This is a genomic window from Hydrogenophaga sp. BPS33, from assembly GCF_009859475.1.
Lineage (GTDB): Bacteria > Pseudomonadota > Gammaproteobacteria > Burkholderiales > Burkholderiaceae_C > Hydrogenophaga.
Map to the genome: position 1 here is coordinate 807,532 of NZ_CP044549.1, position 12,985 is coordinate 820,516.

Consider the following 12,985-nt stretch of genomic DNA (forward strand, 5'->3'; position numbering starts at 1 on the left):
AAGTTCAATTTAACATACAGGCTGCATGTATGCAAACAACCCGAACACCCCCACGCCGTTCACAGGGTGAACGCACCGACGCCACGCGAGCCGCGCTGATGGTCACCGCCCGCGCCTTGTTCGAAACCCGGGGCTTTGCCGCGACCGGAACGCCCGAGATCGTGGCGGCGGCGAACGTCACGCGCGGCGCGCTGTACCACCACTTCGCCGACAAGACAGCGCTGTTCCAGGCCGTGGCGCGGCAGGTGGCGCAAGAGGTGGCCGACGAGATCGCGCAAGGTGCCCGGCGCCACAAGAAGCCCGTGAACGCGTTGCTCGCCGGCGCGCAGGCCTACTTCGCGGCGATGTCGGGGCAAGGGCGTGCCCGCCTGCTGTTGCTGGAAGCGCCGGTGGTGTTGTCGGCCGAGCAGGTGATGGAGTTGAGCGACCTGGCGGGCTTCCAAGCCTTGCAGGAAGGGTTGCAGGCGGCCTGGGCCGACGGCAAGCCCGCGGTGCCGCTGCGCGAACTCAGCGTGCTGCTCTCGGCCGCGTTCGACCGGGCCGCCTTGGCGATCGCGCGCGGCGAGCCCGCGGCGCCGTACGAACAGGCCGTGCGCCTGTTGCTCTCAGGGCTCTTCCCGGCTTGATTCGGTGCCGTCCTCCAGCCATTCAATGCGTCCCTGTCCGGCGTCGTTGATGCGCGCGACCAGCGCTTCGGCCTGGGTCTCGGGCACCCGCAGCGAGACCGTCACGCCGTTGCCGTGCTGCGCGTCGACCAGCCGCGCACCCTGCGCCTCGAGTTCGCGGCGCAACCAGCCTTCCAGGGCGTAGGGCAGCACGCAGCGCAGCGCGCGCCAGCGCACCAGCGGCACCTTCTCGGCCCGTGCCAGGGCCTGGGCCACGCTGTCGCTGTAGGCGCGCACCAGACCGCCCGCTCCCAGCGGCGTGCCGCCGTAGTAGCGCACCACGGTGGCCAGCACACCTTCCAGATCGTGGTGGCGCAAGACCTCCAGCATCGGCCGCCCGGCGGTGCCGCCGGGTTCGCCATCGTCGTTGGCGGCGGAGTGCCCGCCGGCCATGAGCGCCCAGCACACGTGGGTGGCGGTGGGGTGTTCGGCCCGCAGCGCGGCGACGCGCCGCTGCGCCGAGGCCCGGTCGGCCATGGGCTCCACGCAGCCGATGAAACGGCTCTTCTTGATCAGGCTTTCGCTGTGGGCCGGCGCGGACAGGGTGAAAGGCATGGCGGTCGAGCATAGCCGTGCCAGCGGCCGGGTTGAGATGTCTTTGATTGACGTTTACGTAAACGTCAACGTAGAATTCCGCGTCTTCTCTTCGCCCAGGTCGTCCCTTGCCCCACCCCACGTTCGAGCCGCGCCATCCCGATTTCGGCCCGCGCACACACGAGAGTTTTGCGCGCCAGGCCGCCATGCGCACGCTGGGCGCCACCCTGGCCGTGGTGGAAGCGGGCCGGGTGGAAATCGGCATGCCATGGGCGCAGCCGCTGACGCAGCAGCACGGTTTTCTGCATGCCGGCATGGTGGCCACGGCGCTCGACTCCGCCTGCGGCTACGCCGCGTTCACCTTGATGGCGCTGGAGGCCGCGGTGCTCACCATCGAATTCAAGATCAACCTGCTCGCACCCGCGCAGGGGGAACGTTTCCGCATGGTCGGCACGGTGATCAAGCCCGGACGTACCGTGACCGTGTGCGAAGGCCACGCCTTTGCCATCGACGGCGGGCGCGAAAAACTCATCGCCACCATGGGGTGTACGCTCATGGCCGTGATCGGCCGCGACCATATCCAGGGTTGACGCACCGGTACCCGCCGGCATCCACAACACTTCAGAGAGACTCCCACATGACAAACCTGCCCGGTCTCAATTTCCAGTTGGGCGAAGACATCGACGCACTGCGCGACGCGGTGCGCGACTTCGCTCAGGCCGAGATCGCCCCACGCGCGGCCGAGATCGACCGCGCTGACCAGTTCCCGATGGACGTGTGGCGCAAGATGGGCGAGCTGGGCGTGCTCGGCATCACCGTGGGCGAGGAATACGGTGGCGCCAACATGGGCTACCTCGCGCACATGATCGCCATGGAGGAAATCTCGCGCGCCTCGGCCAGCGTGGGCCTGTCCTACGGCGCGCACAGCAACCTGTGCGTGAACCAGATCAAGCGCAACGGCAATGAGGTGCAGCGCCAGAAGTACTTGCCCAGGCTGATCAGCGGCGAGCATGTTGGCGCCCTGGCCATGAGCGAGCCTGGCGCGGGTTCCGACGTGATCAGCATGAAGCTCAAGGCCGAGGACAAGGGCGGCTACTACCTGCTCAACGGCAGCAAGATGTGGATCACCAACGGCCCCGATGCCGACACCATGGTGGTCTACGCCAAGACCGAGCCGGAGATGGGGGCGCGCGGGGTGACGGCTTTCATCGTCGAAAAAGGCATGAAGGGTTTCAGCACCGCGCAGAAGCTGGACAAGCTCGGCATGCGCGGCAGCCACACCGGCGAGATGGTGTTCCACGACGTCGAGGTGCCGGCCGAGAACATCCTGGGCGGCCTGAACAACGGCGCCAAGGTACTCATGAGCGGGCTGGACTACGAGCGCGCGGTGCTCACCGGCGGGCCGCTGGGCATCATGCAGGCCGTCATGGACAACGTGGTGCCCTACATCCACGACCGCAAGCAGTTCGGCCAGAGCATCGGCGAGTTCCAGCTCATCCAGGGCAAGGTGGCCGACATGTACACCGTGCTGCAGGCGGGCCGTTCGTTCGCCTATACCGTGGCGAAGAACCTGGACCTGCTGGGCACCGAGCATGTGCGCCAGGTGCGCAAGGACTGCGCATCGGTGATCCTGTGGTGCGCCGAGAAGGCGACCTGGATGGCCGGAGAAGGCATCCAGATCTACGGCGGCAATGGCTACATCAACGAGTACCCGCTGGGCCGTCTGTGGCGCGATGCCAAGCTCTACGAGATCGGCGCGGGCACGAGCGAGATTCGCCGTATGCTCATCGGCCGCGAGCTGTTCGCCGAAACCTGCTGAACGGCGCGTCCTTCGTTGAGCCAAAAACTTCTATTCCATGAGCAACGATCTTCAACACCTGATAGACCACAACCGGCGCTGGGCGGCGCAAGTCGAAGCCGAACGCCCGGGTTTTTTCACCAAGCTCTCGCAACAGCAGAGCCCGCGCTACATGTGGATCGGCTGCTCCGACAGCCGCGTGCCGGCGAACCAGATCACCGGCCTCGATCCGGGCGAGGTCTTCGTGCACCGCAACGTGGCCAACGTGGTCGTGCCGACCGATCTCAACTGCCTGTCCACCGTGCAGTACGCGGTCGACGTGCTCAAGGTCGAGCACCTGATGGTGGTGGGCCACTACGGTTGCGGTGGCGTGCTGGCCGCCTTGCGCGACACGCGCGTGGGCCTGGCCGACAACTGGCTGCGCCACATCAAGGACGTGCGCGACCGCCATGCCAACCTGATCGCCGGGTTGCCCGAGATCTACCGGCACGACGCGCTGTGTGAGTTGAACGCCATCGAGCAGGTGGTCAACGTCGCGCAAACCACTGTGGTGCAGGACGCTTGGAGCCGCGGTCAACCGCTGGCGCTGCACGGCTGGGTCTACGGGCTCAAGGACGGCCTGGTGCAGGACCTGCAGATGACCTTGCGCGGCAACCCCGATCTGGATTCGGTCTACCTCAGTGCGGTGGAAGGCGTGGCGGTGCGTTCGCGCCACTGAGTCCTTCCCACCGATCTTCATTCCCTTGTCTTTCTTCAGGAGCCTTTCATGTCCGCAGATCCCATTGTCATCGTCGGTGCCGCCCGCACGCCCATGGGCTCCTTCCAGAGCGATTTCGCCAGTCTCTCCGCGCACGATCTGGGGGGCGCCGCCATCCAGGCTGCCATGGAGCGCGCAGGCGTGGACCCGGCGAAGGTCGACGAAGTGTTGTTTGGCAATTGCCTGATGGCCGGCCAGGGCCAGGCGCCGGCGCGCCAGGCCGCGTTCAAGGGCGGCCTGCCGAAGTCGGCCGGCGCGGTCACGCTGTCCAAGATGTGCGGCTCCGGCATGAAGGCCACCATGCTCGCGCACGACATGCTCGCCGCGGGCAGCGCCACCGTGGTGGTGGCCGGTGGCATGGAGAGCATGACCAACGCGCCCTACCTGCTGCAAAAGGGCCGCGGCGGTTACCGCATGGGCCACGACAAGGTGTACGACCACATGATGCTCGACGGCCTGGAGGATGCCTACGAACCCGGCCGCTCCATGGGCACTTTCGGCGAAGACTGCGCTGCCAAGTACAGCTTCACGCGCGAACAGCAGGATGCCTTTGCCATTGCCTCGGTCACGCGCGCCAAGGCCGCGACCGAGAGCGGCGCGTTCGCGAAGGAGATCGTGCCCGTGACGGTGAAAGACCGCAGCGGCGAACGCGTGGTGTCCATCGACGAAGGCCCGGGCAAGGTCAAGCTGGACAAGATCCCCGCGCTCAAGCCCGCGTTCAAGAAGGACGGCACCATCACCGCCGCGTCGAGCTCGTCGATCAACGACGGCGCGGCCGCGCTGGTGCTGATGCGCGAATCCACCGCGAAGCAACTGGGCGCGCAGCCGCTGGCGCGCATCGTGGGCCACGCCACGCACGCCCAGGAACCCAACTGGTTCGCCACCGCGCCGGTGGGCGCCACGCAGAAGCTGCTGGAGAAAACGGGTTGGAAGGTCGGCGAGGTCGATCTGTGGGAAATCAACGAAGCCTTCGCCGTGGTGCCGATGGCGTTGATGACCGAATTGAAAATTCCGCACGAACAGGTGAACGTGAATGGCGGCGCCTGCGCGCTCGGCCACCCCATTGGCGCCAGCGGCGCGCGCATTCTGGTAACGCTGCTGCACGCTTTGCAGGCACGCGGCGGCAAGAAAGGCGTGGCCACCTTGTGCATTGGCGGTGGCGAGGCCACGGCGATGGCGGTTGAGCTGGTCTGACGGCAGAGCGCGCCACACATGGCCACGGTGCTCGTGATTGGCGCATCTCGCGGCATAGGTCTCGAGTTCGTGCGCCAGTACTTGGCGGCGGGCGATCGCGTGATCGCCACCGCGCGCGACGAAGCCGCTCTGGCGCGCTTGCGCGAGTTCGGCGCCGAAGCGCTGCGCGTGGACGTGGCCGACCCCGCCAGCGTGAGCGGTCTGGCCTGGGCGCTCGATGGCGAGGCGCTGGACGTGGCCTTGTATGTGGCCGGCGTGATCGAGCGCGGCGACGCGAAGACGCCGCCCACGCGCGAGGCATTCGACGGCGTGATGCACACCAACGTGCTGGGTGCGATGCAGGCCATGCCGCAGGTGCTGCCCGCGGTCGAGGCAGCGCGGGGCGTGTTCGGCGTGCTGTCCAGCGGCATGAGCCAGATCGGTGAAGTGTCGGGCAGCGGCGCCTGGTTGTACCGCGTGAGCAAGGCCGCGCTGAACATGGCCGTGGCCAGCGCCCGGCACAGTTACCCTGCGGCCACCTGCGTGGCGCTGGACCCGGGCTGGGTGCAAACCGACATGGGTGGCGCGTCCGCGCCCCTGAGCGCCGAGAACAGCGTGGCCGACTTGCGCCGTGCACTGGCCTCGATCACCCCCGAAGACAACGGCCGTTTCATTCACCGTGACGGCCGGCGCGCCACCACCTGGTGACCTCATCCGATTTCGCAGACGACAACGCCATGCCGCTCAACCAAGACCAGCTCATGATCCGCGACGCGGTGCGCGCCTTTGCCCAGGAGCAGCTCTGGCCGAACGCGGCGCAGTGGGACAAGGAGCACCACTTTCCCAAGGACGTGCACAAGGGCCTGGCCGAGCTGGGCGCCTACGGCATCTGCGTGCCCGAGGCGCTGGGTGGCGCGGGACTGGACTATGTGACGCTGGCGGTGGTGCTGGAAGAAATTGCGGCCGGCGATGGCGGCACCAGCACCGCGATCTCGGTCACCAACTGTCCGGTCAACGCCATCCTGATGCGCTATGGCAACGCACAGCAGAAGGAACAATGGCTGCGCCCGCTGGCGGGCGGCCAGATGCTCGGCGTGTTCTGCCTGACCGAACCGCACGTGGGCAGCGATGCGTCGGCTCTGCGTACCACTGCAGTGAAGCACGGCGAGGAGTACGTCATCAACGGCGTCAAGCAGTTCATCACCAGTGGCAAGAACGGCCACCTCGCCATCGTGATTGCGGTGACCGACAAGGGCGCGGGCAAGAAGGGCATGAGCGCGTTCATCGTGCCCACCGACACGCGGGGCTACGTGGTCGCACGGCTGGAAGAAAAACTCGGCCAGCACAGCAGCGACACCGCGCAGATCAACTTCGAGAACTGCCGCATTCCGGCGGAGAACCTGATCGGCGCGCAGGGCGAGGGCTACAAGATCGCGTTGTCGGCGCTCGAAGGCGGGCGCATCGGCATTGCGGCGCAGAGCGTGGGCATGGCGCGCAGCGCGTTCGAGTGCGCGCTCACCTATTCGAAGCAGCGCGAGAGTTTTGGTCAACCGATCTTCAACCACCAGGCGGTGGGTTTCAAGCTGGCGGAGATGGCCACGCAGATCGAAGTGGCGCGCGCCATGGTGCACCATGCGGCGGCGTTGCGAGACGCGGGTGAGCCGTGCCTGAAAGAGGCGGCGATGGCCAAGCTGTTCGCCAGCGAAATGGCCGAGAAGGTGTGCTCGGACGCGATCCAGGTGCACGGCGGCTACGGCTATGTGAGTGACTTCCCGGTCGAGCGCATCTACCGCGATGTGCGGGTGTGCCAGATCTATGAAGGCACCTCGGACGTGCAGAAGATCCTGATCCAGCGGGCATTGGGCTGAGTTCTCTTTCTCCGGCTGTTCCGGTCAGCGGCGACCGGGGCGCCCGGCTTCGCGCGTGTCCCCCGCCCGGGGCTTCGCCCCGGTCTCTTCCTTTACCCCGCTGCGCCGGGCACCCCGATCACCGCCGACCTATTGGCGCGCGGGCCGTGGGTGCGCCAACGCTTCCTCTGCTCGCGGGCGTCGGGCGTTCTGCGCAGCGGGGTAAGGAGGAGCCGCCCTCCCGGCGGCGGGGGACACCCGCGGAGCAGAGCACCCCGCGTCCGCGAGCCCGCGAGGTGCGGACGCAAGACAGCCCGGACCGCTCGTATGATCTCAAGACAATGAACATCATCATCCTAGGCGCCGGCCGGGTCGGCGAAAGCGTCGCGGAGAGCCTGGTCTCCGAGCAGAACGACATCACCATGATCGACATGGACCCTGTCCGCCTGCGCCAGCTCGAAGAACGCCTGGACCTGCGCGGCGTGGTGGGCAATGGCATACAGCCTTCGGTGCTGCGCGAAGCCGGTGCCAAGGATGCCGACATGCTGATCGCCTGTGCCGCAGCCGATGAGACCAACCTGGTCGTCTGCAACGTGGCGCACGACCTCTTCAATGTGCCCACCACCATCGCTCGCCTGCGATCGCCTGAGTTCACCGAGGGGGAGGAAGATCAGCAACTTTCGCGCACCAGTTTCTCTGTCAGCCACGTGATCTGTCCTGAAGAGTCCGTGATGCGCTATATCCATCAGCTCATCAGCTATCCCGAAGCCTTGCAGGTGCTCGAATTCGCCGACGGCCGCGCCAGCCTGATCGCGGTGCGCGCCACCCATGGCGGCGCCCTGGTGGGGCACACCATCGGCGAAATCCGCGAGCGCTTCCCGCAAGCCGAGATGCGCGTGGTCGCGATCTACCGCCTCGACACCGAAATGGAGGCCGCGCCGCAAACCCGCATCCTCGCGGGCGACGAAGTGTTTCTGCTGGCCGATGCCCAGAAGATCCGTTACGTGCTCAGCGCGGTGCACAACATCGACAAGCCGGTGCGCCGTATCATGATCGCCGGGGGCGGCAAGGTGGGCCTGCGGTTGGCGCGCAGTCTCGAAGGGCAGTGCGAGGTGAAGATTCTCGAGCGCGACCGCACGCGCTGCGAATACCTCGCGAGCCAGTTGCCGTCCAGCATGCTGATTTTGCAGGGCGACGGCGCCGATGAAGACCTCCTCGAAGAAGAAAACGTAGGCGAAATGGACATGTTCCTCGCCCTGACCAGCGACGACGAGGACAACATCATGTCCGCGATGCTGGCCAAGCGCCTGGGTGCGGGACGCGTGCTTTCCCTCATCAACCGCCGCGCCTATGCCGACATGATGCAGGGCAGCACGATCGATATCGCCATTTCGCCTTCGCAAACCGTGATCGGCGAGTTGCTCACGCACTTGCGGCGCGGCGACGTCGCGGTGGTACACAGCCTGCGACGGGGAGCGGCCGAGGCCCTCGAAGGCATTGCGCGTGGCGATGTGAAGACCAGCAAGCTGGTGGGTCGACGCGTGGAAGAGGTGAAATTGCCGCATGGGGCACGTTTTGGCGGCATCGTGCGCGGCGAAGGGCGCGGCTCGGAGGTCTTGATGCCACACCACGATGTGCTCATCGAGGACGGCGATCACATCATCATCTTCATCCCGCACAAACGTCTCGTGCGCGAAGTCGAGAAACTCTTCCAGGTCAGCGCCACCTTCTTTGGTTGAGCCCGAACCTTCGAACGCACATGCATTCCCTCTGGTTGCCCGTCCTGTCGGTGTTCTCGCGGGTGCTGCTCGCATTCTCGCCGGTGTTTCTGGTGCCGATGGCCTGGGCCTGGTTCCAGGACAAGAGCCACTACGTAGGGATCTGGGCCATTGGCTTCGCGGCTGCCGTGGTCAGCGGCTGGGGGCTGTGGATGCTCACGCGCCACCACCGCCGCGAGTTGCTCCCAAGAGATGGATTTCTGCTGGTGAACCTGGTGTGGGTGGTTCTACCTGCCTATGCGGCTGCACCGCTCTACTACGCCGTGCCCGATCTGAGTCTGAGCAAGGCCTACTTCGAGGCCATGAGTGCGCTGACGGCGACGGGCGCTACCGCGATCTCGGGACTGGACCAACTGCCGCTGTCGATCAATATCTGGCGCTGCTTTCTGCAACTGGTCGGAGGTCTGGGCATCATGCTCTTGGTCGTGGCGATCCTGCCGCTGCTGGGGCTGGGCGGCATGCAGCTGTACCGCGCCGAGACGCCAGGTCCCATGAAGGACACCAAATTCACACCGCGCATTGCCGAGACGGCGCGCGGCCTCTGGGGTGTGTACGCGGTTTTCGCCCTGGCTTGCATGCTGTCCTACCGCTGGGCGGGCATGGGCTGGGCGGATGCCTTCATGCACATGTGCACGACCATGGGCCTCGGTGGCTTCTCGCCCTACGATGCAAGCTTCGGACACTACGATTCCGCGCGCATCGAGTGGGTTGCCACGGTTTTCATGACCATGGCCGGCATCAGCTTTCTGCGCTATTTCGTGATGCTGCGCCGGCGTTCCTTGCGTCCGATCACCAACGACCGTGAAATCCGCACGTACCTTCTGGTGCTGGTTGCGTCGATTGGCCTGGTCACTGCACTGCTGCTGGCCCATCGGGTATACGACGACTTGGCCACCGCGTTGCGCATCGCGGCCTTCCACGTGGTCTCGGTCGCGACCACCACCGGCTACGCGTCTACCGACTATTCGCAATGGCCGGTGTTCGCGCCGGTGCTGCTGATGTTCCTGGGGTGCTTTGCATCGTGCGCGGGTTCCACGGGAGGTGGCATCAAGATGGTCCGCATGGTGCTCTTGATCAAGCAGGCTCGGCGCGAGCTGGTGCGGATCATCCATCCGCGCGTGATCAACCCCGTGACGCTGGCCGGTGGTGTGGTGCCTCCGCAGGTGATGAACGCCGTGCTGGGCTTCATGCTGATCTACGGTGCAGCGACCGTGGGCTTGACGATGCTGCTGTTGCTCACGGGCCTGGACATCGTGACCGCGTTTTCAGCGGTCATCGCCACGGTGAACAACATCGGCCCCGGCCTTGGGCAGGTCGGTCCGGCGGGCAATTACAGCGTGCTCAACGATTTCCAGATTGCAGTGCTGTCCATGGCCATGCTGCTGGGCCGGCTCGAAATGCTCACGGTTCTGGTGTTGTTTACCGGCCACTTCTGGCGGAAGTAGAAGGCCCCCTGCGCCGTTTGCGGCTTGCCCTTGCTGTGATTCTTCAGCCGCGCGCCGGGATGTTCAGCCCACGTTGCACAGCCGGGCGCTTTTCGAACTCGACCAGCACGCGCTGGAGGTTCGGGAAATCGTCGAAGCCCACGATCTCGCCGGCGCCGTAGAAGCCGACCAGGTTGCGCACCCAGGGCCAGGTGGCGATGTCGGCAATGGTGTATTCGTCGCCCATGAGCCAGGCGCGGCCTTCCAGGCGTTCGTTCAGAACCTTGAGCAGGCGCTTGCTCTCGGCAACGTAGCGGTCGCGCGGGCGCTTGTCTTCGAAGTCCTTGCCGGCGAACTTGTGGAAGAAACCTAGCTGCCCGAACATGGGGCCGACGCCGCCCATCTGGAACATCACCCATTGCAGGGTTTCGTACCTGGCCGCCACGTCCTCGGGCAACAGCTTGCCGGTCTTTCCCGCCAGGTACACCAGGATGGCGCCCGACTCCCACAGCGCCAGGGGTTTGCCGTCGGGACCGTTGGGGTCGATGATGGCTGGGATCTTGTTGTTGGGGTTGAGGGACATGAACTCGGGCGTCAACTGGTCGTTGCTGCCGAAATTCACGAGATGGGGCTCATAGGGCAGGGCGGTCTCCTCCAGCATGATCGACACCTTCACCCCGTTGGGCGTGGGCAGCGAGTACAGCTGCAGTCGCTCGGGGTGGGCCGCGGGCCATTTTTGCGTGATGGGGAAGTCGGCAAGCTTGCTCATGAAAGGTCCTTGAAATCGACAACAAGAAGCGCGATTGGAACACCATCCCGTGATGCCCCCACGCTTGCCAGGGAATCGATAATGCGGGCCCATGCGCTCTTCGAAAACTGCCTGCCCGTGTGGCCGCGGTCCGTCTCTGGACGGCTGCTGTGGCCGCTACCTGGGCACTGGCGTGCCCGCTCCCGATGCCGAATCGCTCATGCGCTCGCGCTACACCGCCTTCGTGCGCGGCGATGTCGCGCACCTGCTGGCGACTTGGCACCCGGGCACACGCCCCGAAACGCTGGACCTCGAACCGGGTGTGAAATGGCTCGGCCTAGAGGTCAAACGCCACACGCCCATGGATCACACGCACGCCGAGGTCGAGTTCGTCGCGCGCTCGCGGGTGCAAGGCAAAGGCCAGCGCCTGCACGAGTGCAGCCGCTTCGTGCGCGAGGACGGGTGCTGGTTTTACGTGGATGGCGACATCCTGCATTGACGCACGGAGACGGTTGACATGTTCGAGGCTGTTTTGTTCGATTGCGATGGTGTTCTGGTGGACAGCGAGCCCATCACCAACGGCGTGCTGCGCGAGGTGCTCAACGAGAGCGGCTGGGCGATCACCCAGGCCGAGTGCTTCCAGATCTTCATCGGCAAGGCGGTGCGCGACGAGCGCGCGCGCATCGAGGCCGAAACCGGCAAGCCCCTTACGGAAGCCTGGATGCAGGCTTTCTACGAACGCCGCAACCAGCGCCTGCTGGCCGAGCTCAAGGCCGTTCACGGTGCGCTGGAAGCGGTAACCGCGATCCATCAACGCGTTGCGGGCCGCATCGCCTGCGCCTCGGGCGCCGACCGACCCAAGGTGGTGATGCAGCTCGACCACGTGGGCCTGCTGCCGTATTTCGGCGACCGCGTGTTCAGCGGCCACGACCTGCCCCGCTCCAAGCCTGCACCCGACGTGTACCTGGCGGCCGCGGCGCACCTGGGCGTGGACCCGGCGCGCTGCCTCGTGATCGAAGACACGGCGACCGGTGCGCAGGCCGGACTCGCAGCGGGTGCGACGGTGTGGGGCTACTGCCCCGAAGGACATGGGCGCGCTTTCGAAGGCCTGCCGGTGGCGCGCGTGTTTGCCCACATGGACGAGCTACGGGGCCTGTTCAGCGCGCCACTCGCCCGGTGAGCGTCCGGTCCAGCCGCGAAACGCGCGGATAAAGCTCTTTTCGTTCAGAAAGCCTGTGGCCTGCGCCACCTGCTTGATCGGGCGGCGCGTGCGCAGCAGCAAGTCCGTGGCGCGCTGGCGACGCGCTTCGTCCTTGAGCGCTTGCAAGGAAGCGCCTTCGTCCTTCAGTTGCCGGTGCAGCGTGCGGGCCGATACATGGAGCTGCGAGGCCAGATCGTCCGCGTTGTGCGCGCTCATGGGTTGGGTGGTCAGCAACTGACGCACCCGGTGCACCAGCAGCCGATCGCGCCGATAGGCGCGCACCGTGAGCGGCAAGGCGTGCTGCAGCATCTGGTTCATCGCGGCTTCGTCCCGCCGCATGGGCAGGTCCAGGTAGCTGGCATCGAATTCGATGGCGGCGTGGTTCGCGTCGAAGACGCTGGGCCCATCGAAGAGCACCGCATACGCGTCCACATGGAGCGGTGCACCATAAGGAAAGCGCGCACCGCGCAGCGGAATGCGCGAGTCGACGTACCAACTGGCCAGGCCGTGGATGTTGCGCAGCACCGAGACCACGCAGAACTCCGTCAAAGCGTCGGGCCGCCGATCGGGCGACAGCACGAGTCGGGCCGTGTCGCCTGCGATGTCCAGCGACAGGCGCACGTCGTCGGTGAGCAGGCTGTGGTGACGGCACCAGCGCTGCAACGCCAGGCCCAGGCTGGGGGCGGACAGCGAGGCGCGCGCCAGCATGCCGTAGCTGCCCCAGGGCAGCGCGCGGGAGAAGCAGCCCAGGGCTTCGTCGTCGAGTTCCTGCATGGCCGCGTACGACACCGACTCCATCTGCGCGGCGGTGATGCGCGCGTTCGACTTTCTCAGATCCTCTGGCGCAATCTGTGCCTGCTTCAGCGCCCGTGTGGGGCGCATGCCGCGTGCCTGATACGCGTCCACCATGGCCCGCACAAACGCCATGGGTGTGGCGGCGGGGCCGAGCAGCAGGCGCGCGGGATCCAGGGGTGGGCGGGACGGTGGGGTGGGCATGGCGGGGAAGTTTCCTTGCCTTTGGCAGGATTTGCAACCCATCTGGCCGGCCATGCCCTGCAGG

General features: G+C 66.1%; 14 protein-coding genes. 11 read left to right on the forward strand and 3 right to left on the reverse strand.

All coding sequences use genetic code 11. The features are described 5' to 3' along the window. Positions 1-29: 29 nt before the first annotated feature. A complete protein-coding gene (locus F9K07_RS03900) occupies positions 30-626 on the forward strand; it encodes a TetR/AcrR family transcriptional regulator (protein ID WP_159589572.1) in 597 nt (198 codons plus the stop codon). Here F9K07_RS03900 and F9K07_RS03905 read toward each other — a convergent pair. Beyond that, positions 606-1,220: an IMPACT family protein gene (locus F9K07_RS03905; RefSeq protein WP_159589574.1), complete on the reverse strand. Its 615-nt coding sequence runs from the start codon at positions 1,218-1,220 to the stop codon at positions 606-608. The genes F9K07_RS03900 and F9K07_RS03905 overlap by 21 nt on opposite strands. A gap of 185 nt (positions 1,221-1,405) precedes the next feature. Here F9K07_RS03905 and F9K07_RS03910 point away from each other — a divergent pair, with 185 nt between their 5' ends. From F9K07_RS03910 to F9K07_RS03945, 8 genes are all read left to right on the forward strand, one after another. After that, positions 1,406-1,789 carry a PaaI family thioesterase gene (locus F9K07_RS03910; protein WP_159596805.1) on the forward strand — a complete coding sequence of 128 codons (384 nt, stop codon included), beginning with the start codon at positions 1,406-1,408 and terminating at the stop codon, positions 1,787-1,789. A gap of 47 nt (positions 1,790-1,836) precedes the next feature. Further along, positions 1,837-3,018, forward strand: a complete 1,182-nt coding sequence (locus F9K07_RS03915) for an isovaleryl-CoA dehydrogenase (protein WP_159589576.1) — start codon at positions 1,837-1,839, stop codon at positions 3,016-3,018. Between the two features lie 37 nt (positions 3,019-3,055). Next, positions 3,056-3,715, forward strand: a complete 660-nt coding sequence (gene can, locus F9K07_RS03920) for a carbonate dehydratase (protein ID WP_159589578.1) — start codon at positions 3,056-3,058, stop codon at positions 3,713-3,715. 48 nt (positions 3,716-3,763) lie between these two features. After that, complete coding sequence (locus F9K07_RS03925; RefSeq protein WP_159589580.1) at positions 3,764-4,948, forward strand: acetyl-CoA C-acyltransferase; 1,185 nt, start codon at positions 3,764-3,766, stop codon at positions 4,946-4,948. Between the two features lie 18 nt (positions 4,949-4,966). Beyond that, entirely contained in the window at positions 4,967-5,635 is a 669-nt protein-coding gene (locus F9K07_RS03930; protein ID WP_159589583.1) for an SDR family oxidoreductase, read from the forward strand. A gap of 29 nt (positions 5,636-5,664) precedes the next feature. After that, positions 5,665-6,795, forward strand: coding sequence for an acyl-CoA dehydrogenase family protein (locus F9K07_RS03935; RefSeq protein WP_159589585.1), 1,131 nt, complete (start codon positions 5,665-5,667; stop codon positions 6,793-6,795). 320 nt (positions 6,796-7,115) lie between these two features. Then, positions 7,116-8,513 (forward strand): Trk system potassium transporter TrkA, encoded by a 1,398-nt coding sequence (gene trkA, locus F9K07_RS03940; RefSeq protein WP_159589587.1) that lies wholly within the window; start codon positions 7,116-7,118, stop codon positions 8,511-8,513. A 20-nt stretch (positions 8,514-8,533) separates the two neighbouring features. Further along, positions 8,534-9,997, forward strand: a complete 1,464-nt coding sequence (locus F9K07_RS03945) for a TrkH family potassium uptake protein (protein ID WP_159589589.1) — start codon at positions 8,534-8,536, stop codon at positions 9,995-9,997. Between the two features lie 43 nt (positions 9,998-10,040). On the opposite strand, the gene F9K07_RS03950 is transcribed toward F9K07_RS03945, so the two are convergent. Further along, entirely contained in the window at positions 10,041-10,745 is a 705-nt protein-coding gene (locus F9K07_RS03950) for a glutathione binding-like protein (protein ID WP_159589591.1), read from the reverse strand. Positions 10,746-10,836: 91 nt separating this feature from the next. Between F9K07_RS03950 and F9K07_RS03955 the strand changes: the two genes are divergently transcribed. Further along, complete coding sequence (locus F9K07_RS03955) at positions 10,837-11,223, forward strand: YchJ family protein (protein WP_159589594.1); 387 nt, start codon at positions 10,837-10,839, stop codon at positions 11,221-11,223. An 18-nt stretch (positions 11,224-11,241) separates the two neighbouring features. Next, the gene (locus F9K07_RS03960) at positions 11,242-11,904 is read left to right on the forward strand and encodes an HAD family hydrolase (RefSeq protein ID WP_159589596.1); all 663 of its coding nucleotides are present in this window, start codon (positions 11,242-11,244) and stop codon (positions 11,902-11,904) included. On the opposite strand, the gene F9K07_RS03965 is transcribed toward F9K07_RS03960, so the two are convergent. Next, positions 11,869-12,921 (reverse strand): AraC family transcriptional regulator, encoded by a 1,053-nt coding sequence (locus tag F9K07_RS03965; RefSeq protein WP_159589598.1) that lies wholly within the window; start codon positions 12,919-12,921, stop codon positions 11,869-11,871. The two genes, F9K07_RS03960 and F9K07_RS03965, sit on opposite strands and share 36 nt — an antisense overlap. Positions 12,922-12,985: the final 64 nt, after the last annotated feature.

Bases quoted from the DNA above. Each gene is read 5' to 3' on its own strand.
- F9K07_RS03965 (WP_159589598.1), bottom strand. From the start codon at position 12,921: ATGCCCACCCCACCGTCCCGCCCACCCCTGGATCCCGCGCGCCTGCTG.
- F9K07_RS03955 (WP_159589594.1), top strand. From the start codon at position 10,837: ATGCGCTCTTCGAAAACTGCCTGCCCGTGTGGCCGCGGTCCGTCTCTG.
- F9K07_RS03960 (WP_159589596.1), top strand. From the start codon at position 11,242: ATGTTCGAGGCTGTTTTGTTCGATTGCGATGGTGTTCTGGTGGACAGC.
- F9K07_RS03930 (WP_159589583.1), top strand. From the start codon at position 4,967: ATGGCCACGGTGCTCGTGATTGGCGCATCTCGCGGCATAGGTCTCGAG.
- F9K07_RS03945 (WP_159589589.1), top strand. From the start codon at position 8,534: ATGCATTCCCTCTGGTTGCCCGTCCTGTCGGTGTTCTCGCGGGTGCTG.
- F9K07_RS03900 (WP_159589572.1), top strand. From the start codon at position 30: ATGCAAACAACCCGAACACCCCCACGCCGTTCACAGGGTGAACGCACC.
- F9K07_RS03915 (WP_159589576.1), top strand. From the start codon at position 1,837: ATGACAAACCTGCCCGGTCTCAATTTCCAGTTGGGCGAAGACATCGAC.
- F9K07_RS03925 (WP_159589580.1), top strand. From the start codon at position 3,764: ATGTCCGCAGATCCCATTGTCATCGTCGGTGCCGCCCGCACGCCCATG.
- F9K07_RS03950 (WP_159589591.1), bottom strand. From the start codon at position 10,745: ATGAGCAAGCTTGCCGACTTCCCCATCACGCAAAAATGGCCCGCGGCC.
- F9K07_RS03905 (WP_159589574.1), bottom strand. From the start codon at position 1,220: ATGCCTTTCACCCTGTCCGCGCCGGCCCACAGCGAAAGCCTGATCAAG.
- trkA (WP_159589587.1), top strand. From the start codon at position 7,116: ATGAACATCATCATCCTAGGCGCCGGCCGGGTCGGCGAAAGCGTCGCG.
- F9K07_RS03935 (WP_159589585.1), top strand. From the start codon at position 5,665: ATGCCGCTCAACCAAGACCAGCTCATGATCCGCGACGCGGTGCGCGCC.
- F9K07_RS03910 (WP_159596805.1), top strand. From the start codon at position 1,406: ATGCGCACGCTGGGCGCCACCCTGGCCGTGGTGGAAGCGGGCCGGGTG.
- can (WP_159589578.1), top strand. From the start codon at position 3,056: ATGAGCAACGATCTTCAACACCTGATAGACCACAACCGGCGCTGGGCG.